Origin of the sequence: Wolbachia endosymbiont of Tribolium confusum, assembly GCF_020405475.1 — a bacterium.
Taxonomy (GTDB): Bacteria; Pseudomonadota; Alphaproteobacteria; order Rickettsiales; family Anaplasmataceae; genus Wolbachia.
Genome location: NZ_JAIZNT010000001.1, coordinates 86,943 through 112,296, shown reverse-complemented (window position 1 = coordinate 112,296; position 25,354 = coordinate 86,943). Strand labels below are relative to the sequence as shown.

The 25,354-nt window shown below is 34.8% G+C and carries 19 protein-coding genes, 1 tRNA gene and 1 pseudogene; 16 read left to right on the top strand and 5 right to left on the bottom strand.

The window, feature by feature from the left end:
* The first annotated feature begins 115 nt into the window (after positions 1–115).
* The 11 genes from LEM02_RS00495 (at position 116) to uvrC (ending at position 13,733) form a co-directional block, all read left to right on the top strand.
* Positions 116–766 carry a protocatechuate 3,4-dioxygenase gene (locus LEM02_RS00495; protein ID WP_226079463.1) on the top strand — a complete coding sequence of 217 codons (651 nt, stop codon included), beginning with the start codon at positions 116–118 and terminating at the stop codon, positions 764–766.
* A gap of 96 nt (positions 767–862) precedes the next feature.
* Positions 863–2,365, top strand: coding sequence for a leucyl aminopeptidase (locus tag LEM02_RS00490; protein WP_226079266.1), 1,503 nt, complete (start codon positions 863–865; stop codon positions 2,363–2,365).
* Between the two features lie 256 nt (positions 2,366–2,621).
* Positions 2,622–2,834 (top strand): hypothetical protein, encoded by a 213-nt coding sequence (locus tag LEM02_RS00485; RefSeq protein ID WP_006015760.1) that lies wholly within the window; start codon positions 2,622–2,624, stop codon positions 2,832–2,834.
* A 5-nt stretch (positions 2,835–2,839) separates the two neighbouring features.
* Positions 2,840–4,888 (top strand): NADH-quinone oxidoreductase subunit NuoG, encoded by a 2,049-nt coding sequence (gene nuoG, locus LEM02_RS00480; protein ID WP_226079265.1) that lies wholly within the window; start codon positions 2,840–2,842, stop codon positions 4,886–4,888.
* Positions 4,872–5,888: an NADH-quinone oxidoreductase subunit NuoH gene (gene nuoH, locus LEM02_RS00475; RefSeq protein WP_226079264.1), complete on the top strand. Its 1,017-nt coding sequence runs from the start codon at positions 4,872–4,874 to the stop codon at positions 5,886–5,888. Before nuoG ends, nuoH begins: the two co-directional genes overlap by 17 nt.
* 2 nt (positions 5,889–5,890) lie before the next feature.
* The gene (locus LEM02_RS00470) at positions 5,891–6,448 is read left to right on the top strand and encodes a hypothetical protein (RefSeq protein ID WP_226079263.1); all 558 of its coding nucleotides are present in this window, start codon (positions 5,891–5,893) and stop codon (positions 6,446–6,448) included.
* A gap of 58 nt (positions 6,449–6,506) precedes the next feature.
* A complete protein-coding gene (gene hemB, locus LEM02_RS00465; protein WP_226079262.1) occupies positions 6,507–7,505 on the top strand; it encodes a porphobilinogen synthase in 999 nt (332 codons plus the stop codon).
* A gap of 681 nt (positions 7,506–8,186) precedes the next feature.
* Positions 8,187–8,945: a phosphatidylglycerophosphatase gene (locus LEM02_RS00460; RefSeq protein ID WP_226079261.1), complete on the top strand. Its 759-nt coding sequence runs from the start codon at positions 8,187–8,189 to the stop codon at positions 8,943–8,945.
* Between the two features lie 44 nt (positions 8,946–8,989).
* Complete coding sequence (locus LEM02_RS00455) at positions 8,990–9,829, top strand: glycine--tRNA ligase subunit alpha (protein WP_063630948.1); 840 nt, start codon at positions 8,990–8,992, stop codon at positions 9,827–9,829.
* A gap of 3 nt (positions 9,830–9,832) precedes the next feature.
* On the top strand, positions 9,833–11,941 hold the full coding sequence (glyS, locus tag LEM02_RS00450; RefSeq protein ID WP_226079260.1) for a glycine--tRNA ligase subunit beta: 2,109 nt from the start codon (positions 9,833–9,835) through the stop codon (positions 11,939–11,941).
* Positions 11,925–13,733 (top strand): excinuclease ABC subunit UvrC, encoded by a 1,809-nt coding sequence (gene uvrC / locus LEM02_RS00445; RefSeq protein ID WP_226079259.1) that lies wholly within the window; start codon positions 11,925–11,927, stop codon positions 13,731–13,733. The genes glyS and uvrC overlap by 17 nt, the downstream gene beginning before the upstream one ends.
* An 11-nt stretch (positions 13,734–13,744) precedes the next feature.
* Here uvrC and LEM02_RS00440 read toward each other — a convergent pair whose 3' ends face one another.
* The gene (locus tag LEM02_RS00440) at positions 13,745–14,236 is read right to left on the bottom strand and encodes a Smr/MutS family protein (RefSeq protein ID WP_007302491.1); all 492 of its coding nucleotides are present in this window, start codon (positions 14,234–14,236) and stop codon (positions 13,745–13,747) included.
* Between the two features lie 92 nt (positions 14,237–14,328).
* Between LEM02_RS00440 and rlmB the strand changes: the two genes are divergently transcribed.
* Together rlmB and LEM02_RS00430 are read left to right on the top strand one after the other, a co-directional pair.
* A complete protein-coding gene (gene rlmB / locus LEM02_RS00435; RefSeq protein WP_226079258.1) occupies positions 14,329–15,078 on the top strand; it encodes a 23S rRNA (guanosine(2251)-2'-O)-methyltransferase RlmB in 750 nt (249 codons plus the stop codon).
* A 61-nt stretch (positions 15,079–15,139) separates the two neighbouring features.
* Positions 15,140–16,192: pseudogene (locus LEM02_RS00430) on the top strand (IS481 family transposase).
* 152 nt (positions 16,193–16,344) lie between these two features.
* Here LEM02_RS00430 and LEM02_RS00425 read toward each other — a convergent pair.
* Together LEM02_RS00425 and LEM02_RS00420 are read right to left on the bottom strand one after the other, a co-directional pair.
* Entirely contained in the window at positions 16,345–17,703 is a 1,359-nt protein-coding gene (locus LEM02_RS00425; protein WP_226079257.1) for a hypothetical protein, read from the bottom strand.
* A gap of 537 nt (positions 17,704–18,240) precedes the next feature.
* Positions 18,241–21,180 (bottom strand): peptidase M2, encoded by a 2,940-nt coding sequence (locus LEM02_RS00420; RefSeq protein WP_226079256.1) that lies wholly within the window; start codon positions 21,178–21,180, stop codon positions 18,241–18,243.
* A gap of 522 nt (positions 21,181–21,702) precedes the next feature.
* On the opposite strand from LEM02_RS00420, the gene LEM02_RS00415 reads away from it, so the two are divergent.
* From LEM02_RS00415 to LEM02_RS00405, 3 genes are all read left to right on the top strand, one after another.
* A tRNA-Val gene (locus tag LEM02_RS00415) sits at positions 21,703–21,775 on the top strand.
* Between the two features lie 27 nt (positions 21,776–21,802).
* The gene (locus LEM02_RS00410; protein WP_226079255.1) at positions 21,803–22,699 is read left to right on the top strand and encodes a cation diffusion facilitator family transporter; all 897 of its coding nucleotides are present in this window, start codon (positions 21,803–21,805) and stop codon (positions 22,697–22,699) included.
* Between the two features lie 55 nt (positions 22,700–22,754).
* On the top strand, positions 22,755–24,566 hold the full coding sequence (locus tag LEM02_RS00405; protein WP_226079254.1) for a hypothetical protein: 1,812 nt from the start codon (positions 22,755–22,757) through the stop codon (positions 24,564–24,566).
* Here the strand turns inward: LEM02_RS00405 and plsY are convergent.
* Together plsY and LEM02_RS00395 are read right to left on the bottom strand one after the other, a co-directional pair.
* Positions 24,561–25,136 carry a glycerol-3-phosphate 1-O-acyltransferase PlsY gene (gene plsY, locus LEM02_RS00400; protein WP_226079253.1) on the bottom strand — a complete coding sequence of 192 codons (576 nt, stop codon included), beginning with the start codon at positions 25,134–25,136 and terminating at the stop codon, positions 24,561–24,563. The two genes, LEM02_RS00405 and plsY, sit on opposite strands and share 6 nt — an antisense overlap.
* Complete coding sequence (locus LEM02_RS00395; protein ID WP_226079252.1) at positions 25,136–25,348, bottom strand: hypothetical protein; 213 nt, start codon at positions 25,346–25,348, stop codon at positions 25,136–25,138. The genes plsY and LEM02_RS00395 overlap by 1 nt, the downstream gene beginning before the upstream one ends.
* Positions 25,349–25,354: the final 6 nt, after the last annotated feature.

Sequence of the window (25,354 nt, the reverse complement as noted above, 5' to 3'; positions counted from 1 at the left end):
CTAAAAACTTATACACTGAAGGGATAGTTATGATTCTAAGAGGTCTTCGAAGAAAGTCTTATCTTTGATAAAAGAAAAAGATTGTTATAATTCTGGTAAAAGCACTATAAACAAAATGAATGTGAAAAATATCTTATTAGCGTTTTTAGTACAATCTATATTCGGTTTGTCATCATTTGCAGTTGATCCTATTTTGCTCAACTGTATTGAAACTCCAGAGATTTATGATCTTGATGTAAAACCAAAAAGCTTTAACTCTTCAAATAATTTAAGAAGAAAACCTGGTTCCCCAAGTAGCGCAACAGGAGAATTGATAAGCATAGTGGGTAGAGTTACTGATGTAAACTGTTTGCCAATACAAAACGCTGTAGTTTCTATATGGCACGCGAATTCACGCGGCGTGAACCATTATGATGAAAATGTGGAGGATGATAAGCTTGATCCAAACTTTCCCGGATCAGGAAGGTTTATAGTAAATAACCTTGGCTATTATAATTTTATTACAATAGCACCTGGTAAGATCGGTGATAGGGCTCCACACGTCAATTTTTTGGTTCAACATCCAGATTTCCCAGAGTTCACAACACAAATGTTTTTTGCTGACCATAATTGCGACAACTGTGCTGATTCTATTCTTGGGGATCTTATTGATAATGGGCTTGCAAGCCTTCTGATAGCACCATTTACTTATAATGATCGGGCCATTAAGACTTACACATTTAATATCACCTTAGGTGGGTATAACAAATTTTCTGATAAAAGATAAAACCCTTGCATATCAGGGGAGTTCATAGTAACCTTAAGCGCTATTGTACTTAAAATGTATATGAAAAACATCTTACTAGTGTTTTTACTATGTTTTATGTGCAGCTTAAAATTATTTGCGACGGAGATGTCAACGATGAAGATAACGATTTCTAAAGCCTTACCTGATTTTGAAACACTAGTAGTAGGTTTGTTTGAAAATGATGAATTTATAAGTAACGGTAAGGTTTTACAAGACAAGCAAATTATAGATAATATCAAAAGATTTAGTGATTTTAATGGAGGCTTTGGTGAATTTTTCTCCATTACTTCATCAGAGGGAAAGAATGTTATAGTTGCCGGGCTTGGCAAGAGAGATGAATGGGATGAAAGCAAAGGATTAAATATTGGTGGTAAAATATATTGTGAGCTAAGCAGATTAAGAATCAAGCGAGTGGCAATCTCAATCGAAGGCAATGCAGCGAATGTTGCATATGGTGCATTTTTGCGTAGTTTTAAGTTTGATAAGTATAAAACCAAAAAGGACGAAAAAGTTACAGAAGTAGAGGAGATCACAGTGCTAGCGAAAGATGAGCAATTCAGTAGTGCTGAAAAATCATTTGAACGTTTAAGGCAAGAAGGTGAAGGCATATTTCTTGCACGTGCTCTTACCACTGAACCACCTAATGTTTTATATCCAGAATCCTATGCTGATCACATAAAAACCGAGCTTACTAAGCTTGGTCTTGAAATCGAAGTGCTTGGTAAGAAGCAAATGGAAGAGAAAAAAATGGGAGCATTGCTTGGGGTAGCACAAGGAAGTAGTAAAGAGCCAAAATTAGTAGTGATCAAATGGAATGGAGCCTCCAAGGAACAAAAGCCTGTAGCTTTTGTAGGTAAAGGTATAACGTTTGATACTGGTGGAGTGTCACTCAAGCCTTCGCGTGGCATGGAGTCAATGAAGTATGACATGGCAGGCTCTGCCACTGTAGTTGGAGTGATGCGTACTTTAGCTGGACGAAAAGCAAAAGTAAATGCAATTGGTGTGGTTGCGCTTGCAGAAAATGCAGTGGATGGTAATGCTCAAAGACCGAGCGATGTAGTCACTTCAATGTCTGGACAAACAATAGAAATATTAAATACCGATGCAGAGGGAAGACTAATACTTGCGGATGCTTTATGGTATACACAAGATAGATTTGCACCGAAATTTATGATTGACCTTGCAACTTTAACTGGTGCTATAGTGGTTGCGCTTGGAAACAATGAATATGCTGGTCTTTTTTCAAATAACGATGAATTAGCAAATCATCTGATTGATGCAGGAAATGAAGTAAATGAAAAATTATGGCGCTTTCCTATGAATGAGACTTATAACAAAATTATTGATTCACCGATTGCTGATGTGCAAAATATAGCTCCTGCAGGTTCTGGTGGGGATAGCATAATGGCTGCACAGTTTCTACAGCGTTTTGTGAACGACACTTATTGGGCGCATTTAGACATTGCGGGCGCTGCTTGGCATGAAAAAGGCACTGATATTTCTCCAAGAGGGGCAGTAGGTTTCGGTGTAAGGTTGCTCAATAAATTAGTTGAAAAATACTATGAGGTTAATGATTAAGGATATTTGTATTGGGTTTATGGCTTAATTCACGGCTACATGATTGTCTATTTACAAGGCGTAGAAAATGATATCATAAAAGTAACTTGCACCTTCTTTTTGGAGGATTCTAAAGTTACGAACTTGAGCAGCATTAAGAAAGTATTTTTGTTCAAATGATGATTGTAATGATGGTCTATTAAAACTTTAAAGCCATTTAGTATTGACGCTATATACTTAAGTGTTAAAATAAAATGAGAAGTTTTTAGGAGTTTATATGGCAGTAGGTGGAAAAGCAAAGACAGCTAGTAAAAATAACCCTACTCAGCGTAAGAAAGCCGAGCAAAAAATGTATAAAGATAAACCGGTAAAACCTGTTAGATATATAGATCGTGACTCGCGCATGAATTATATGTCTGCTCAATATGATAACGGCAATCTAGTTGAAGATGAGGTAAGCGGCAATCCTATAAAGTGGGAAGCTGTATAATAATTGTGGTTAAAGTTACTATTAATTCTAAGGAATGTGAAGTAGAGCATGGGCTCACTATAATTCAAGCTTGTGAAGTTGTGGGCGTTGAAGTTCCGCGTTTTTGTTATCATGAGCGTTTAGCAATTGCTGGTAACTGCAGAATGTGTTTGGTTGAAGTGGAGGGTGGACCTCCAAAACCAGTAGCTTCTTGTGCAATGCCAATTGCGGAAGGGATGGTTATCTACACTGATACTCCTAAGGTTAAAAAAGCACGTGAAGGTGTCCTTGAGTTTTTGCTAATTAATCACCCGCTTGATTGCCCAATTTGCGATCAAGGTGGTGAATGCGATTTGCAAGATATCACGATGGCTTATGGGAAAGGAACCAGCAGACTTGATGAGCATAAGAGGGCTGTGCCAAAAAAACACTTCGGACCACTGATTGAGACTGCGATGAATAGATGCATTCATTGCACTCGGTGTGTTAGATTTTTGTCTGATGTTGCAGGTACAAATGAACTTGGAGGGATCGGAAGGGGAGAAAATATAGAGATTAGTACTTACATAAAAAGGCATATTAGCTCTGAATTATCTGGGAATATTATAGATCTTTGCCCGGTGGGAGCTTTAACTTCAAAGCCCTATTCTTTTACAGCACGTCCATGGGAGCTATCACATTGTGAAACTATAGATGTGCTAGATGCTGTAGGAAGCAGTATTAGAGTTGATTGTCGTGGTCCTGAAGTTATGCGAATATTGCCAAGACTCAATGAAGAAGTGAACGAAGAATGGATATCAGACAAAACTCGTTTTGCTTACGATGGACTCAAAGTACAACGCCTCGATCGACCTTATATAAAAAAAGAGGGCAAATTAATTCCAGTTGATTGGAATGAAGCATTGGCTTTTGCTGCAAAGAAACTAAAGAGTACGAAATCAAACAAAATAGCTGCAATTGCAGGTGATTTAGCAGATTGTGAGTCTATGCTTCTACTCAAAGAAGTGATGCAGAAGCTTGGTTCGGGGAATATAGACTGCAGGCAAGATGGTGCAAATCTTATATCAAGTAATCGCGGATCTTATGTGTTCAATACCACTATTCAGGGTATAGAAAGTGCAGATTTATGCTTACTAATCAATACGAATCCAAGGATAGAAGCACCAATCATTAATGCAAGATTGAGAAAGAGATATTTACAAGGCAATTTTCCTATTGCAAGCATTGGCCCTGACGTTGAGTATTTATACCATGTTGAGAGGTTAGGCAATAACCCAAATATCTTAGACGAAATAGCAAAAGGAAATCATAAATTTTGTAAGCTGTTGAGTGTTGCCTCAAACCCTATGCTCATCATCGGTCAAGATGCATTAGTAAGAGATGATTCTGAATCAATTTTAGCGCTAACTGGCAAAATTGCAGAAAAATTTAACATGATCAGAGATAACTGGAATGGCTTTAACGTACTGCATAAGGCTGCAGCAAGAGTTGGTGGACTCGATATTGGATTTGTTCCTAAAAAAGATGGAAAAGATGTTAGTCAAATACTAAAGCAAGCAGAAAGTGGCGAGGTGGAAGTTGTTTATCTTCTTGGTGCAGATGAAATTGATACATCAAAATTAGAAAATACATTTGTAATTTATCAAGGCCACCATGGTGATAGGGGAGCGCATATAGCAGATGTCATTCTACCTGGAGCTGCATACACAGAAAAATATGCAACTTATGTAAATACTGAAGGGCGAGTACAGAGAACAAATTTAGCTGTTTTTCCTCCTGGTGAAGCAAAGGAAGATTGGTTGATTATAAAAAATTTATCCCAATATTTGGGTCTTTCCTTGCTATATGATAGTTTATTTGATGTTAGGAAAAAATTAGACACTATTGGTCCACAGTTTAGAGATGCTGATCAAGTAGTAAAAAATAAATGGGTATCAATTGCCTGTAATGAGATCAAATTAAGTAATATCCCTTTCACTTTAAAAAAGTATGATTTTTATATGACAGACTCAATAAGTCGCGCTTCAAAAATAATGGCAGATTGTACTAAGGCTTTCCATGGACACGCTGATTAATATCTTATTTATTTTGGTACCGCTACTGCTTTCAGTTGCATATTTAGTATATTTTGAGCGCAAAGTTATTGGTGCAATTCAACTGAGACACGGCCCAAGTGTAGTTGGACCTTTTGGGCTATTGCAGCCATTTGCAGATGCAATCAAGTTACTTATTAAAGAGCCGATAATACCTTTTAGAGCAAATACCATATTATTCATCATGGCTCCAATGCTCACCTTTATTTTAGCACTAATTGCCTGGGCAGTTATACCGTTTAGTGCTGAAGTAATTGTAGAAAATGGCCAGCAGATAGTAATCCCTAAGGTAATAGCAAATATTAATGTAGGGGTGCTTTACGTGCTAGCTATATCTTCTTTAGGAGTGTATGGTATTATTATTGCGGGTTGGTCAAGCAATTCTAATTATGCATTTCTTGGTGCTATAAGGTCGGCTGCTCAAATGATTTCATATGAAGTTTCAATAGGTCTAATAGTTGCTACAGTTGTTATTACAGCTGGTACGTTGAATCTCGGAGAGATGGTGGTAGCGAAACATAATATGCCATTTTGGGTTGATTTACTACTAATGCCTATAGGAATAATATTTTTTATTTCTTTGCTTGCAGAAACTAATCGTCACCCATTTGACTTGCCAGAAGCTGAAGCAGAGCTTGTCTCTGGATATAACGTCGAATATTCATCCATGCCTTTTGCCCTCTTTTTTCTTGGAGAATATGCAAATATGATTCTAGCAAGTGCTATGATGACGATATTCTTTCTAGGAGGATGGTATCCTCCGTTGGAGTTCAGTTTATTTTACAAAATTCCAAGTTTGATTTGGTTCGTTTTGAAGATAGTTGTACTTTTGTTTGTATTTATTTGGATTAGAGCTACAATACCTCGCTATCGTTATGATCAATTAATGCGCCTTGGTTGGAAAGTGTTTCTGCCAATATCGGTGCTTTGGGTGGTACTCATTTCAGGAGTGTTGCTCTTTACTGGAAATTTACCTAATTGAGTATGAAAAAAGTAAAATTAGTATTTATACCAATAATTTTTTTATTACTTAGTTTGATATGTAGTGTTAATTTACACGCTTATAAAGAAGAAAATGTATCTGAGAGAGTATCTTGGCATGGTATTTCTGCTCAGGAAATGAAGCAGTTTTTAGTATCTCTAAAAAACGCAGTGCATAGTCACGATTCTCAAGCATTTTCAAAACTCCTATATTATCCTTGTTATTGGTACGGAGAGGAGCACGTTAGGATAAATTCTCCGGAACAGTTTATTGAATCTTATGATAAATTTATTACTGATAGTATAAAACAAGTAATTAAAGAAATAGAATTCAATGATTTATTTGTCAATACTAGCGGAATAATGATGGGTAGAGGCCATATTTGGAGCTGGGGCATAGGAAGTGAAAAAGGCAAATATTTTTTTGGTATTATGGCCATTAACCCTTGTGCATCTGGTGAATGTGAATGCAAAAATAATTGTGATATTGGTTGGCAGAAGTGCACAGAAATAGAACCTGGAGGTGTATGCGAAGAAGGTGTTGTAATTTATGGTAATTAATTTTAAAAGCATATCTATTCTGTATGATAATAGATTAAGAAGGTAGAATAGGGAGCTAATGTTTAATTTTCCAAATACAAGGTTAAGGCGTAGGCGCTCAAGTCAGTGGGTTCGTAATTTAACAAGTGAAAGCACTTTATCAGTAAATGATCTGATTTTTCCTCTATTTGTTCATGACAGAGAAGAAACAATTGAGCCAATTTCTGGCTTACCTGATATCAAATGTTATTCAATAGATGGATTAGTTTCCATAGCTCAGAAAGCTAAAGATTTAGGAATTAATGCTGTTGCGATTTTTCCGGTAGTTGATAGTAAGCTAAAATCTGAAAATGCTGAGGAAGCATATAATTCTGACAATTTAATCTGCAGAGCAATTCATGCTGTAAAATCGAAGGTGCCGGATATTGGTATTATTGCAGATGTTGCGCTGGATCCATATACTACTCACGGTCATGATGGCATTTTAAAAAGCGGTGGGATAGATGTAGAAAATGATGAAACTGTGTCAGCATTATGTAAGCAAGCGCTTGTTTTAGCAAAAGCAGGATGCGATATAGTTGCTCCTTCTGATATGATGGATGGCAGGATAGGAAAAATAAGAAAAACATTGGATGATAATAACTTTCAGAATGTGTCAATATTGTCCTATGCAGTAAAGTACTGTTCTAGCTTCTATGCGCCGTTCAGGCAAGTTGTCGGTTCGTGCGCATCATCAAATTTCATCGACAAAAGTGGTTATCAAATGGATTATAGAAATGCACGTGAAGCAATCTGCGAAATCGAAATGGATATAGATGAAGGTGCAGATTTTATTATGATAAAGCCGGGTATGCCATACTTAGATGTAATAAAAACAGCAAGTGAAAAGTTTAATTTTCCGATTTTTGCTTACCAAGTAAGCGGTGAATACGCAATGATAAAAGCTGCAGCAAATAATGGCTGGCTGGATTATAACAGAGTGATTTATGAGTCCTTAATTGGTTTTAAACGTGCAGGTGCAAGTGCAATATTTACTTATGCTGCACTTGATGTTGCAAAAAATTTGGTATCTACTTAGCAGTGTGGAACATCTAAGTAGGTAGCTGGCTGAAGTGACTTGACAAACCTTCCCACTTTCCTCATCATATCAATAAGAGTATTTATCCTTGTTTTTAATCTCTGCAGATTTAACAACAAAAATTCAGTAAAAAACTCAGGTATATATTGGCAGATTACATAAAATTATAGCGGCTGCATGTCTTTTTAATTTTTTCTACATTCAGCCAAAACACGCTTATTTTAAGCGTTAGCACATTATTATAATGCCAATTTACATTATTATAGGGTCAAAACTCACTACTAGGGGATTCTTTTGCCTTTTTCTAGCTTGGTAAATTTTTTAATATTTATAGTTAAAGCTTCAGGCCAGCGCGTGACCAGTTTTTATTACCTGTTCTGGATCCCAGTACTGGGATGATGCCATCATAGAGATCAGCTACTTGAATGATGCCCATATTCCAGTACGTATAACGGTGTTATTCCATAGTTTGAGATCAGATGTAAGAATATTGAAGATGTCCTTGGAATCTAGAAAAAAAGAGCCAATCCCTGGGCACTGGGATGACGATAGAAGGGGCAACGGTTATTGCTAAACTTAGATCGTTTTTAACTATTTGTCTTTTTTCTATGCAAGAAGTGTATTGATAAGTCCATTACAATTCAGTATTGTGAAAAATATAAGTCAAGTGTTAGTTAGGACATGGGGATTTTTTTTCAATTTTTGGGTAAGGTGCTAGGCAAGGTTTTTCCTGCCAAAATAGTAAGCTCTTTTTTAGGAGTAGGATATTTACCGGGTTGGCAGCATTATTGGTCTTCTTTTCTAATATTATTTATTACCGACATTATATTAATGCTTACATACGGAGGTGATTTTATACTATATAAAATGCCGAATTCAGGCATAGTTGTAGCTGCCATTTTTACCAAGCTAGCAATAGTTATGTTAGTGCTGCAATTAGTTGGCATATCTATTTTTCATACTCAAGATCCTTCAGCCAGCAGTGATGAGAATATAGTAATACAAATAGCATCAGGACAGGTGATGACTGTTGCGCTTTCGATGCCGGCAATAATGTCAATTTATTATATTGCAAGTAAATTCTATTTAAGTATATGCAAGGCAATACTTAAATGTCCATTTTGGTTTAATGATCTTATGCATTTGTTCTTTTTCTTTATAATACCTTATTTATTTTTTAATATTGTAGAAGTAATAAAACCATGGCCGATAAGTATGATACAGCTTAGTTATAACAATGCAATATCAATCACATTTGAAGGGATTTTTCATGTGTTTTATGCAGTGATTTTATTGTACTTGACTGCATTTATATTCTGCGATCTGACTATGCATGATGCGATTGTTTTAAATAAAAGCATATTTGAGTATGTAAAAGAAAGTTCAATAGCCTTGAGTGACTATTTCCATGGCACTATTAAAAAAATAAGTATAGAATAGTACTTATTTGCTTATGTATTCAGTTTAAAAGATATACAGTTTGCGTGAATCTACAGGATATAATAAAGGGATTACAAGATTTTTGGGCAGATGAAGGGTGTACTATACTTCATCCATATACGTCTGAAGTTGGAGCTGGAACACTACATCCCGCAACAATCATGTCAGCGATTGACGAAAAATCAACAAAAATTGCGTATCTACAACCAGTAATCAGACCTGCAGACGGACGCTATGGCGACAACCCTAATCGTTTATATCAGCATCATCAATACCAAGTTATAATAAAACCATCTGGCAGCAATTTGCAAGATGTTTACTTAAATAGCTTAAAAGCTCTTGGTGTATCGACAAAAGAATATGATATTAAGTTTATTGAAGATGATTGGGAAAACCCAAGTGTTGGTGCATCCGGTCTTGGTTGGGAGGTTACATGCAACGGAATGGAAGTAACACAACTTACTTATATACAGCAAGTGGGAGGTATTGACTGCAGAATAATTCCTGGTGAAGTAGCATATGGGTTAGAGCGTTTAGCAATGTGCATACAGGGTGTAGATAATGTTTACGACATAATGTGGAACGGTGGCGGTGCAACTTATGGAGATATTTTTAAACAAAGAGAGCGAGAGTTTTCTTACCTGGCACTTGATTATTATGATACTAAAGTAGTACAACAGCAGTTTGAGGATACAGAAAAACTGTGTAAATTCCTTGTTGAAAAAGAATTGCCGATAGCAGCTTATGACCAATGTATTAAAACGAGCCATCTACTTAATCTACTTGATGCAAGAGGTGTGCTTGGTGTGAATGAACGTACAGCCTATATTGGTAGAGTGAGAGAGTTAACAAAAAAATGCTGTGAATTATATAGAGCAAAGTAGAATATGTTGTCACAATTATTGTTTGAATGTCTTTCAGAAGAAATTCCATCAAGAATGCAGAATTCATCTGCAGCTCAGGTTAAGAGCTATATCACTAATGCTTTTAGTAAAAATAATGTGAAATTTGCATCTATAGAAGTTTATGTGACTGCACGTCGCATTGCTCTTTTTATTGATGGCATAAGTGCTTTGGAGCTAAAAGATTCTAACAATGAGATTAAAGGACCAAGAGTTAATGCACCGAAAAGTGCTATCGAAGGTTTTTTGAGAAAAAATCGCAAAGTTGAAGAAGATTTACTCATTCGCAAAGTAAACGATGAAGATTTTTACTTCATTAAGAGAGAAAGCTGCTTATTTAACATCAACGGGTTTCTCAAAAATCAACTAGAGGAAATGCTAAAAAACTTTTCTTGGCCAAAGAGCATGAGATGGGGTGAAAGAAAAGAGAGATGGGTTAGGCCAATTAAAAATATTCTATGTATTTTTAATGACGAAATAATACCTGTATCTTTTGCAGGGGTTGCAGCATGCAACGTAACGTATGGTCATAGGTTTCTTTCGGGTGATGCAGCACTTACTGTTAAAACACCCAAAGACTATTTTGAATTGTTAGAAAAAAATAATGTCATTCTTCAGTCGGACAAAAGAAAGCAATTTATACTAGATCAGATTAATAAGTTTACAAAAGAGCAGAACTTACAACTTGAAAAAAATGATTATTTACTTAATGAATTGGCAGGGCTTATAGAGTGGCCAATAGTATTATTTGGTAAAGTAAAATCATCAGAATTACCGAAGGAAGTAATACTTAGTATAATTAATACGCAGCAAAAGTATCTTGCTTTAAGTGATGGACAGAAAATTTCACATTTTGTTACTGTTGTAAATGTTAACAATAATGAAGTTGTCAAAGGTCATGAAAGAATATTAGAAGCACGTCTTGCTGATGCCCAGTTTTTGATATCTCAAGACAAGAAGGAAAACCTAGATTACTATGTCAAAAAATTGAGCTCTATTTCATTTCATGCTTCGCTCGGTAGCGTAGAAGAAAAAGTGAAGCGTATTATCGCTCTTTCAAAGTATATAGCGATATTTATTCCACATGCTTCATTAATTAAAGTTGAACGTGCTGCATATTTAGCAAAGGCAGATCTTGCAACGTTGATAGTGAAAGAATTTCCGGGATTGCAAGGAGTAATGAGTGGATACTACGCTTCTTATTTTCAAGAGGATAAAGAAGTAGTGGAAGCTATAACTGAGCACTATAAGCCAATTGGATCGGACCAAGAATGCCCTAAATCTCCTACTGCGATTGCTGTAGCTATTGCAGACAAAATGGATAGTTTGGTTGGCTTAATTGCAGCAGGTGAGAAAATCTCTGGTTCGTATGATCAGTTTGGTTTGCGGAGAATGACAATTGGTATAATTAGAACAATACTTGAAAATAATTTGCATATTCCAATTAGATTGCTGATAGATAAGTCAGTATCTTTATGTTCAAGGCTTCTATTGAATAAAAATATAACTCCAGTTGATAAGCCAAGTGAAAAACAAATTTCAGAACTAGTATTTAAATTCTGCTTAGAAAGGTTCAAGATTATTTTAAAAAATAGAAATATAAGGCAAGATGTTGTAGATTCAATACTATATAAAGTCGATATTAATGATCTGCTGAAAGCGGAAAAGCAAACTGTGATATTGGATCGTTATCTTAGTACAAAAGAAGGTGAACAGGTTCTAAGCACTTATAAAAGAGCCAGTAACATGATGAGCAAAGTGAGAAAAAGTGATGGCACTACTTATAATGCATCTTACAGTAAGAAGTTTTTGATTGAAGATGAGGAGATTGCGCTATCAAATTGTGCTATAGCTGCTTGTAAAAACATCAAACAAGCGATAGAAAATAACGACTTTAATACAGCGCTTGATGAACTTACTCGTTTTGCTCCGTTTATCAATCAATTTATGGACAGTGTAAAGATTAACTGTGATTCTAATGAGCTTAGAATAAACAGGTTATCTTTGCTTGCAAATGTTGTTTCTACCTTTCATTTAGTAGCAGAGTTTAACCTTATACAGGTTAAACAATTGATAAATGCTCAGGCAATATAAGGAACAAATCAAATCATCTCCACAATCCTGTGGCGTTTATAAGATGGTTGGAGATAAGAATAAGGTTTTATACATTGGTAAAGCAAAAAACTTAAAGTCGAGATTATCCGACTATCTTCAATTCGAAAACCTTTCTGAACGAATTAGAGTAATGATCTCACAGGTTATTAAGGTTGAAATATTCATCACTGAGAATGAAATTGAAGCATTGCTTCTTGAAGCACAATTAATAAAATCGTTAAAGCCATCTTATAATATTTTGCTTAAGGATGGAAAATCTTATCCTTATATAACAATTTCTAAACATGATTATCCAAGAATAGCGAAATATAGAGGCAAATTTAAGAAGAATGAGTTTCATTACTATGGCCCTTTTCCATCTGCTGCTGCTGTTAAGAACACTATATTATCATTGCAAAAAGCTTTTCTCTTAAGAGTATGTTCAGATCAATATTTCTCTTCAACAAAAAGACCATGTCTTGAGTATCAAGTTAAGCGCTGTTCAGCACCATGCGTAGATAAAATTACAAAAGATGATTACTGCAAATCAGTAAAACAAGCACAAGATACTCTGCTAGGAAGGAATAAAGAAGTGCAAAGACAGCTATTTTCTATAATGGAAAAGTGCAGCAGGGAAATGAACTACGAGCTTGCTGCTGTCTATAGAGATCGATTGAAATTTCTTCAGCAAATTCAAATGCAGCCAATGGATTTTTCTTTTGAAGAAGATGCAGATTTCTTTAGCGTTGTACGTGAGGCAGACTTAGCATGCATTGGTGTACTATCTTTCAGAGATAAAGGTAACTATGCTTACTTCATTGAGAATTGTAGTGATCATCCAAATGATGAAATTTTATCCACCTTTTTGGTCAATTTGTATAATCCAGTTAGCACACCACCAGCACAAATTTACGTTCCCGATTTTATTAAGGATAAGGAAATTATAGAACAAGCACTTTATGCTCTTACTCAAAAATCAATAAAAGTTTTGTATGCGAAAAATAGTAAAGAGCGTGATTTGTTGAATTTTATTTACAATAATTCTAAGCATAGCCTAGAGCAGAAGCTTACTGATTATAGAAATAACCTAGAAAAGCTCGAAGAGCTTAGCAAGATCTTCTCGTTACCAAATATTCCAAAGCGTATCGAGGTTTATGATAATAGCCATATATCTGGAAATCAACAAGTTGGTGTGATGGTTGTTGCAGGGCAGGAAGGTTTTTTAAAAAGTGAATACAAAAAATTTACTATAAAAGAAGAAATTTCAGGTGATGACTATAAAATGATGAGAGAAGTGCTGACTAGACGTTTCTCTGGCAATATAAAAGACATAATCCCTGATTTTTTACTAATAGATGGTGGGCCAGGACATGTTTCCATAGTGCAGAGTGTGTTGGAAATATTGAATATAAACGTTCCTTTTGCTTGTATGGCGAAAGGTCATGATCGTAACGCAGGAAATGAGAGATTTTATGTGCCGAGCAGAGAAGAATTTACTCTAGCAAGTGACAGCAAGGTTATGCTTTATTTACAATTGCTGCGTAATGAAGCCCACCGTTTTGCAATAACTTCGCATAGAAAAAAACGCGATAAACAATTTTTTGCTTCACAATTAAGCAAAATATCCGGAGTTGGCAGTAAAAGAAAGAAGGCACTCATGTCTCATTTTGGTTCGGTAGAAAATATAAGCAAAGCTTCTCTAGCTGAAATTCAAAACGTGCCTGGAGTTAGTAAAGGTTTAGCAGAAATCATTCTTCAACACGTGAATTCTAAGAAAGGTACTCCTAAATAGGTACTCTAAAATTAACCTTTATTTCTTCTTAATAAGACATAAAAAGCTCCTTTGCCACCATGTTTTTTTATGGCTTGCTGATAGTATAAGATCATATTTCGAACTTTTGTGTCATTCAACCACTTATTTAAGCTATTCTTTATAGTGTCTATTTTATCTGTACTATTACCATGCCCCGTAATTACCAATAAGCACCTATTCCTTGCTTGATAATTTTTGATAATAAAATCTATCAATTTACAATAAGCATTATCTATACTATAGCCGTGCAAATCGAGTTTATCGCTTATAAAATATTTACCCCTATCGATCTTTAATTTTGTATTGTAGTCAAGACAAAATGATGAATCACCATTATCAGTATTAAGAAAATTTTCTTGTAAACTAGAGGCACCTTTATCAATCATAGATTTTATATTTACTTTGTGATCAACTTTCAAAGTAACTTTTCCACATTCTATTGGCTTAACATTTTTTTGCCAATCTAACTCATCATCTGACATAAATTCATTAATTGAACTGTATAATTTTACAACAATATATAAACACAGTAAAATATTGCTTATTCTATAAAAAACTGATTTTCAATAATGAGATGAAATCATCAAAAGCTAATGAAAACTGTTGGATATATGGAAAGCACACTTGTATTTCAGCATTAAGAAACAAAAATAGGCGGTGTATAGAACTGTTAGTAACAGAAAATTTCTACAGAGAATTTGAGAAAGAAATTAAACAATGTGCAGATAGTAAGGGCATTAAACCTCGACTGGTAGAGAACAAAATGTTCAATGATGTTTTACCCAAAGGTGTAAATCACCAAGGAATTGCTTTAAAAGTTACTCCTATTTTTCATAGCTTAAATATTGAAGAAATAGCTGAAAACAGCTCTACTATAGTCATTTTAGATCAAATTACTGATACACACAATATAGGATCGATTTTAAGAACCTCAGCTTGTTTCAACATTGATGCATTGGTTTTACCACATCACCATTCACCGAGCGAAAATGCATCTATCGCAAAAACAGCAAGTGGAGCACTGGATATTGTTCCTCTAATATACGTTACAAACATAGTAAAGACGATGGAGTCTTTAAAAAAGATAGGCTACTGGTGTTATGGGTTTGATTGCAATGCAAAGGAAAATATAGATGAAATAAAGAATTTTTGGCAAAAAAGAGTAATTGTTTTTGGTTCTGAAGAGAAAGGAATGCGGAGATTAGTGAAGGAAAGTTGTGATTATCTTTTAAAAATTCCAATGTCAAACGTAATTGATAGTCTAAATGTTTCAAACGCAGCAGCAATAGGACTATATTCCATTTACATTAACTGTACTAAATAACACTTAATCTGACACTTTAAAAAAGTAAGTTATAAAATAATAAGAACAAGGAGTGTTAGAAATGAATACAATGCAAACGAAAATATTAAAACCAAAACTAGGTTTATTAGAGCTAGCAAAACAGCTCGGGAATGTATCTCAAGCGTGCAAGGTAATGGGATATTCAAGACGTTTTATAGATTCAAGGAGTTATACGAAAATGGAGGAGAAGAGGCGTTACATGAAATCAGCAAGAAAAAACCGCTATTTGCAAACAGAGTTTCCGAAGATATAGAAAGAGCAGTAGTAAATATTGCAACAGAATTTCCAGCATATGGACAGCAAAGAGCTGCAAATGAGCTGAGAAAAAGAGGTATCCGAAGGTGGTTGTATGGCTAAGAAATGACATTGAAACGTTCAAAAAAAGACTTAAAGCCCTTGAAGCAAAGGTTGCACAAGATGGCATAATTTTAACTGAAGAGCAACTTGCAGCTTTAGGGAAAGTGAAAGAACAAAGATGGTGAAATTGAAACAGAGCATCCTGGTTATTTGGGTTCTCAAGACACTTATTATGTAGGCAATATAAAAGGTATAGGAAGGATCTACCAGCAAACTTTCATTGATACCTATTCAAGGGTTGCTATGGCAAACAGACAAAACTGCAATCACTGCTGCAGATCTTCTTAATGATAGAGTCATACCATTCTTTGATGGACAAAATGTGCCATTATCCCGCATTTTGACTGATAGGGGTACAGAATACTGTGGCAAACCAGAGAATCATGCTTATCAGCTTTACTTGGGAATTGAAAACATTGATCATTCAAGAACTAAAGCCAATTCTCCACAAACTAATGGCATATGCGAGAGGTTTCATAAAACTATGCAAGATGAGTGTTACAATATTATCTTTAGAAAGAAAATCTACAGTTCTTTGGAAGATCTGCAGATTGATGTTGATCATTGGCTGAGTTCTTACAATGAGACAAGGCCTCTTTCAGGCAAATATTGCTTTGGCAAAACTCCTATGCAAACTTTTCTTGATAGCAAACAAATTGCTTTTCAGAAAAATATTAGTAACATTAAACAAAAGACTGATATTAGTTTTAACTACCTCAATTCTTCTGTCAGTTAATTCTTACCTGTCAGATTAAGTTGTGTCTAGTACACATTAAAACAAAAATCACTGCAAATTAGTTGCAATAAAACAAGGATGTCATTCCAGTATGTGATACTGGAATGACGACAGTGAATTACATAGCGAGATATCATCTACTGGCACTTACATTACCAATCCCAAGAAAGTGGTGCACTTGAATCTGTTGGAATCTCGAAGGATGGCTGTGACACTATCTCTTTTATCTCATTTCTAAGCCATTCACTACCTTCTTGCCCAGCATCCGTGATAGCTTGCTTGAAACTGCTCTCTAGTACAGCTTTAGCAGCTGCAGCTGCCTGAGGACTACCATTTAGAGTTTCTGCTATTGTAGTTAACTTAATTAACTCAGCGTTTAAGTCAGCAGGCATCTTATCAGTCTTAGTTTTTATTCCATCTAGCTTGGTCCCTAAATTAGCTGCATTTGTAGCAGTTTCTATAGCAGTTACTTTAGCTGTTAAGTCAGCTGGAATAGTATCAGTCTTAGTTTTTATTGCACCTACGTTAGTTTCAATAGCTGCTATTTTATTAGTCTCAGTTGTTATTGTAGTTAAGTCAGCGCTTAAGTTAGCTGGAATAGTATCAGTCTTAGCCCTTATTGCAGTAACATCAGTAGTTTTAGCTAGAGTAGCTAGTTCAGCAGTTTTAGCCAGAGGAGCTAGTTCAGCGGTTTTAGCCAAAGGATCTAATTCAGCAGTTTTAACTAAAGGAGCTAGTTCAGCAGATTTTGCTAACTTACCTAACTCAGTTCCTAAATCGTCAGGCATCTTATCAGTCTTAGCCCTTATTGCAGTAACATCAGTTCCTAAGGTATCTGTAATCTTATCAGTCTTAGCCTTTATAGCAGCAACGTCAGCAGTTTTAGCCAAAGGAGCTAGTTCAGCGGTTTTAGCCAAAGGATCTAATTCAGCAGTTTTAACTAAAGGAGCTAGTTCAGCAGATTTTGCTAACTTACCTAACTCAGTTCCTAAATCGTCAGGCATCTTATCAGTTTTAGCCCTTATTGCAGTAACATCAGCAGTTTTAGCTAAAGGAGCTAGTTCAGCGGTTTTAGCCAAAGGATCTAATTCAGCAGATTTTGCTAACTTACCTAACTCAGTTCCTAAATCGTCAGGCATCTTATCAGTCTTAGTTTGTATTGCAGTAACCTTATTCCCTAGATTAGCAGCACTTGTAGCATCTTTTATAGCAGCAACATCAGCAGTAAAGGTATCTGGAATAAATTCAGTCTTAGTTTTTATTGCATCTACGTTAGCTCCAATACCTAATAATGTAGCAATTGCACCTCCAGTCATGAACTTTGTTGCTGTAGCACTGTAATCTATTTCAGCAGCACCATTAGGTGCATACTTAAAAGTGTTGAAAACATTAGTAGCATTGTCTACACCAAAGGTATACTTATTCTGTGCAGCATCTTCATAAATTATGCTTTTAATGGTAGGGGATGCTACATCTACTCCAGCACTGTCTTTAAAAATTAAACTAGCCATATCACTTTCCGTTGATTATAAAAACCATAATGTGCATAAAAATAATATAAATTCCGTAAATACTAGATTTTGCATAAGATTTCCTTGAAGCTTTTCGCTTCAGAATTCTTCTCTTGTGATCTAAGTATGTAGCAGATGATGTCATCCTAGTAGCTCCTTTGGTGTCATTACAGTGCGTGACACTGGTTTTTCATAATCATCAAAACGTTGTATTTTTATATAACTTCTGTACTCACCAGCTTGATGTATGATCAGAATTCCTGGATCCCAGTGTCAAGCACTGGGATGACATCTTTTTTCTTGAGACAAATACATCTCAATTTTCGTACAGTTGTGTGTCTGGACATCGTAATGACACCGAAGGAGCTATCTGAATGACACTGAAGGGGCTACTCAGATCTGTCATTCAAGTAGCTGACACTGGAATCCATTTTTCCATCATAAGAAATGTTGATTACTTTTATACTAGCAAATTTAACTGGATGCCAGTGTCTGGGCATTGGAATAACAAAAAGAGGGCAGGGCCCTCCTTGTATATTAGATATAGGCTGAGTTATGATCGTGATAAACGTGATCGCTTGCGCAGTCGAACATTTTCACAAAACCATTCTCTAGGTAGAGATTGTATTCATGATGTTGGTCTGATAATTCAATGTTATTTTGCGTTTCTAAGTTGAAGTGACTTGAATCTGACAGCATTTCACTATTGTCGTTTCTCTCTTCAGCAACAACATTAGTAGTACTATGGTTCATGTTAACCTCTGTCTTAGTTTTACTTGCTTGTCCTTTTGGACTTTCGGTTTGTTTCTCTTTTGTGAATATTCTCTGATAGTCCGTGTAGCCTCTGTTAGTATCACCGATATCGCCATTGCCTTGATCAAAAGTTATTTTTTTACTTCCATTTTCCATGTTCTCAATTTCAACTTGAGGAGAAACAGATGCGAGGAAATCGTTATAACTGTAGTTGTAGTCAGCAGAAAAGAATATTTTTCCTTTGAAGTTATGGAAGTTATTAGATAACATTCCAATTTCTTCATCAGTATCACCATCAAATAGTTTTACTTTAGTGAAATATCTTTGATTGTTGATTCTCACTATTTCACCACTCGGGTTTCTTTGTATCTGATAATCATTTGGATCATGTTTAATGGTAAAAAGTTTACCAGGGGCATATTTTTCTAAGTTTATAAGGCCCACATTTATATGTTTATGAGAATAATCTCTCTTTTCATATTCATGTGCAAATACTGGGTTGATATATTTGTATTCTTCTGGTATAGCATTACCTTGAGCATCATACCTATATTCATTGCCACGTTCATCAGCTGGCACTAATTTGTATCCGTCATCCTTTTGCACTAACTTTAGATGAGTAACTTCTTCAGGTAACTGATAGCGTACATTTTTTCCGTGATCATGAATGAATAAGTTACTCCCATTTACAACTTCACCTCTTTCATTTTTTATCTCTTCAGTAATATAGAAACCCATATTTTTGAATTCATGTAGATTTTTGCCTCCTTGCTTTACAACCGCTTCGTATACATCGTCGTCTGTTCTATCAGTCCCTTTATCATCCAATAATGTCCCTTTTTCTACGATTATGCCGCTTTCTCTTTGCTCATCAGAATATTGAGCATGATTTGAATCCTGATGATTTAGAATTTTGGTTCCTCTAAGAAGAAGAGAATCTAAATCTTTTTGAATGTGTCCAGTGCTGGGATGCAACAATTCATTTTCATGTAAATGTGCTTCATCAAAGTATTCATCACGTTCAACCGTTCTACCATCTATCAGAGAAGCTTTATAATGACCATTTTCTTTTGTAACCGCCATATAAGCACCTCCATCATATTGAACATTTAAGTTGTGCAATATGTCCTCGAAAACAAAAGTTTCTTTAGTTTGACCTTCAACTTGCTTAAAAAAGCCCGATTCGCTCGACAACTCTCCAAGCTTTGTATTCCCATCATATATAGATAGTGCACCCATATCTCCGTGACCAAGAGCTTTGATAGAGAAAACTTTACCTTCTTGTAGATTAATATGAGCACCTCTGATTAGGTTTGGATCGATATTAACCATCTCTTCTAACATCTTTTCTACATCGATGTTCTGAGTTGACTTTAACTGTTTTGAACCAGTGCTTATCATCTCATCAAGCAAGGATTTTTTCAATTCTTCATATCGAGAGGAAGAAGTAATGAAATTATATTGTTCCAAAAGTTTTTCACGAGAAATCTCTTGCCTATGGTATTTTTCACGTACTGCATCGGATTCCTTGCGAATCTGCTCATCCAGGGCTTTCAATGCATTATCATAAACGTTTTTTAAATTCTCATCGTAATTTGACAATGTCCTTAAAGCCTGACTTTTATACTCTAGACTGTTTTGGTATTCATTACCTTGTTGGTCAGAGTAAGTTAGTTTATCCTGTCCATCGGAAGTTTTTACTACCTTAAGGAAATGATATTCCTTTGATATATCAAGTGTATCATTTGTTGCTCTATTTATAGCACGAGCAACATCATAAAACGCAACATGTTCTACAGGAGAAAAACTTCCAACGTTTTCTCCATCTATTTTTTCTATATTTGCTTTATAATACGATACATCTTTAATTTCTCCACCCACTATTTCTTGACCAGTTGCTATAAAATCTCCTTTTGTAACTTGCAAAGCGTTGAGATGTTCCATTGCAGTTTCTGTATCATTCTCAGCAAGCCAACTTTTGAAGTCAGCATCATGTCCTTTTATGTCTTTCAAGAAACTTTTTGACTCATCTGAGTTACCTTGACGTAAAGCATCTAGGTAGTCTCTTAATAAACTAGGATCTTTTTCCTGTAAGTACATTATCAACGCATGGCCTGTCTTATAAACCAAACTATTTTCTTCGCTGTTATTTGAATATTTTAAACTTAAAATTTTATCTAAATCTAGATTTGCAGCTTCGGTTTTATCGATACTTGACCCTTGAGCATTGAACTTGTGATCTGAATGATGTTCAAAGTAATCTGCAATTCCCTCCATTAATACTGTAGGTAGAGATTTTCCTCCTGTAGCCAAGTAAGTCAAACCATGCGCAAATTCATGCTGAAGGTTATGAACGCCGCCTTGCTGATAGACATACATCTCAGCAAAAACATCAGCTTCTCCTTTGTAGTAACATTTACCACCTTCATCTCCAAGGTAAGAACCAAAACGTTCGGTTCCACCAAGGTGAGTGTAATCAGCCTTATCATCAAACACATAAATTTTGAATGTTTGTTCTGAGCTACCAGGCTCCAGCTTAAATGCATCTTTAAAATTAGTAGCTGTTTCTCTTATCTCACTTTCAATGTGAGCAACTTTACTTGCTCTTAAATTATGAGAATAAACTTCTACTTTAATATTTAAATCTTTAACTTCTATGATATGCTTATTGTTAAAGTATCCTTCTTTAGTTATATTTTTATTTATTTGTTGATTGATTGTCATAATTCTAACCTCTAATTTATTAGTCTTTACAATATCAAGCATAAAGCTACTTCCGCTAAGAAAGTGTAAATTGTCATATTGATATAATTTATATCTTAATAAAAAAGTATAGATAGTTAACTCAATATGAAAAATCGAGAATATAGCTAAAATTCCATAGCTGTTAATAAATAGCGGAATTATAAATATTAAAAAATTTATCAATTTTAAAAAAGGTAAAAAAATCCTTTAGTAGCGAGTTTTATAACGTAAATTGGCGCTATAGTAATGTGCTAACAAGCGCGATTTGGCTGAATATAGAAAAAATAAAAAAGACATGCAGCCGCTATAATTTTTATATAATTTGCCAATAAATATCTGAGTTTTTTACTGAATTTTGTCTGTAGATCAAAAGCAAGGTAAATACTCTCATCACTACAATAAGGAAAAAAGTGAGAAGATTTGTCAAGGAATTTCATTCAACAAGAAGTCTAAAAGCAAATTGACTTTCATTTCATTGAAGCACTATACTAAAGCTACGATGGGTAATTAGCTCAGTTGGTAGAGCACTTGCTTGACGTGCAAGGGGTCGCTGGTTCGAGTCCAGTGTTACCCACGATTTTTGCTCGTAAAAAGATTTTGTATGACAGCAGTGCACAATGGCAAACACTCAATAGCAGAGTCCAAGCGCTTAATTTATTCTATAATAATAGTCGCAATAACAATGCTTATGGAGATAGCAGGTGGAATAATTTCACATTCGCTTGCTCTACTATCAGATGCAGGGCATATGCTCACTGATCTTTTTGCCTTGATTTTAAGCTGGATAGCGCACAAATTTTCAGCTAAGAAATCTGATTTACAGAGGTCATATGGGTATCACAGATTGCAGATAATTGCAGCATTTGTTAATGGTTTAACTCTATTTTTCATTGCAGCGGTCATTATAATTGAATCAATAAAGAGATTCATTTGTCCAGTCAATGTGGAATGGAAAGTAATGCTAATAATTGCCATACTTGGCCTGATCTCTAACATTATAGTCTTTTTTATATTACATAGTAAATGTGAAAGCAATATAAACATAAAAAGTGCTGTACTGCATGTTATAGGAGATATTTTAGGCTCTGTAGCTGCTATACTTGCATCCATAATTATTATGTTTACTGGATGGCAAATAGTGGATCCTATTTTGTCAGTATTTGTCAGCGTAATAATCTTAAACAGTGGCTATAAAATTCTCAAGAATTCTTGTCATATACTCCTTGAAGGTACACCTGAAGGTGTGTCTGCTGAGGAGATAAAAAGTGAGATTGTATCTAAGTTACCTGAAGTGATAGATGTGCATCACATACATGCATGGTCACTATCTGATAATTATTTTATACTTACTATGCATGCCAAGATAAAGCAAAATGGACAACACACTAATATTTTGTATGAGATAAAAAAAATACTATTTAATAGGTTCGAAATTGCGCACTCTACAGTTGAAATTGAATACGATGAGTGCGTAGACAGTAAAATACTTAAGCATTGACATCTATAGGCTATTTGTTATTACTACAATATCATAATATTATAGAGAGTAGGCTATGATAGGTATTTCCCAAATACAATTTCCTGGAAAGGATTCTTACAGATTAAAGACAGCAAGTTACTTCGCAGCTTTTGTTTCTTTAAGCATTTTAGTTAATCCTGCAAATGTCTTTTTATCTTTTGCCACATTGTTTTTTAGATCTGAAATAAAAACTTTTTACATTTATAAAGACATAAAAGCTGCAAAGCAGGAAAAAATAAGTAAAAAGGAATATTGGGAAATATTTTTTGAGAAAAATAAAATTAAAATAGCATCTTTCCTTTTATTTTTTGCTTCTGTAACATATCTAACCTTTACAACTACTTTTCTGCTCGTTTCGTTACTTGCAACAATACCACTTGCAATGGTTTTAATTCTATTACAAAGTGAATTAAGGCCAAAGGATTTTAATCCATTTACGTTACTCAAAGCTGCTATAAGTTTTTTTTTAGAAGGCATAAAAGAAAATACTCGCAGTATGACAAATAAGTTTGATGATACTTATGAGCATTTACTGCCCCATCAATTGAATGACGATATTAGTAATAATATTGGTAAGTTAATACGCAAATATGATTCAGTACCAGAAGACGCTATTAATAATGAGGAATTTAAAGAATTTATTAAATATATAAATCACTTACATATGCTTGATGGCCAACCATTTAGTAATGAGAATAAGGGAAAATTAGTAATGTTTTTGCAAGATTTTTGCAAAGGTAATGAGAAACATAGCTCTGGCTTCACTGGTGGACAAATTCTTCTGTTAGTTCTTAGAGCCTGCAATGATGGAGATAGAGAAGCTGTAAAAAATAAAAAAGACGCGTTGATTGCAAATTTACTAGATAGCCAAACTTTCTCTAGAAAAGAACGAATTCCTAACACATGTTTTACTGGTGTTATCTACAGAATGTTAAGTACATTAGAGGGTATTCATTCCGATCCAGAGATTAAATTTACACCACCTAGACAAATGCTCCTTACAGAAGCAGAAAATGAAGCACGTAAGTTTATGTTAGACAGGCTAAAAAATAAGAAAAACAGTAAAGAAATTCTTAGGGCTTGGCATAACGTCCAAAATAATTATGAAGATGATAAAAGTCAAAAAATAGTTGATGATTTTATTGCAGAAGTAAGCATTACTTTAATGAGAAGATTACTGAGTTTTACTTCTCAATATAGTGAACAAATTGTGCTGACATTAATGAAAAATATCAGCTCTGTAAAGCTAAATAAACTAGAGCATTTTACGTTGAATCAGCATATAAGAAATAGACTGCAGGAACATGGTTTAGATGATCAACTCGAACACATCAAAGAAAAAGTCTTTTTGGAGCTTTTAAACCAAAATTTACTTAGAACAGATTTTTTTCTCAAGGACTCATCTTTAACTGAAGCTAAGAGAATAGCTAGCAAAATAATAAAAGAAGAAGTCGAGAAATTTAGGTCAGAAACTGCTGAAAAAGCTAGGAAAATTAACCCTATAGAAGCTCAAATAGATGCTACATTGCAAAATCTATCAGCCTTACCGCGAGAAAGGAAGTGTTGCATTGCATATAACAGACTAAATGGACAATATAAAGGTGATGAAAGAGAAATAATGGAGAACATCTTACTAAAAAAATTAGAGATAACGAAAGAAGAAATGAATAAGATGCTAGAAGAGTATGGTATACGTAAACTAAAATTAGCACTTGATGATGCATGTAAAAAAAGTGGAAAAAACATGGAAGAAATAATAAAAGAAGTAGAAGAAGTGGTTTCAAGTCGTCTCTCACATGGAGTATCTGCTAGTAATGTAGCAGAAGGAATGAGACATAGCTCATAAAAACTTACGTTCTCTGCCTTGCAGAAGATTTGCAATATTTTTGTAATGCTTTAAGAAAATTAATATCGCTACAGTGAGTAGTATAAGGAATAACTCCTTTTGAAAAAAGAAAGATGCTATAACAGCTGCTGCAGTAGCAGCCAAGGAAGCAAAAGAGGAGTACCGAAAGATAAAAAATACTATTAGCCAGACAAATACAAATGCTAATGCTATAGAAATGTTAAGTGCTATCAAAACTCCCAAAGTTGTTGCAGCCCCCTTTCCTCCATTGAACCTTAGCCAAATAGGAAACATATGCCCTAGAACTGCTAAAATTGCAGATACATATATATAAAAATCGTTATTATCACAAAATTGTTGTGCTATATAAACGGCGATGAATCCTTTAAAGGCATCCAGAAATAACGCAAGAGCAGCAAGAAATTTATTTCCTGTCCTTGCAACATTTGTAGCGCCAATGTTTCCTGAACCTACTTCTCTTAAATTTATACCATTTATTTTTGCAATAATTAAGCTAAACGGTATTGAACCGAGTACGTAGGATAGTATAAGGATTACATACCTCCCCATTATTCTAGCATCCTCTCTCTTGTCATCCCAGTGCGTGACACTGGGATCCAGCGAACTTTATTCGCAAACAAATCTAGTAGATAAATATAAAATTTTACATTAAAACATAACACTACGGTGGAACTATATGCAAAATAGATCCCAGTGTCACGCACTGGGATGACAAGAGAGAATTTTGCTATGAAAAGAAGAAGATGGCACTGGAATGACATCTGTTA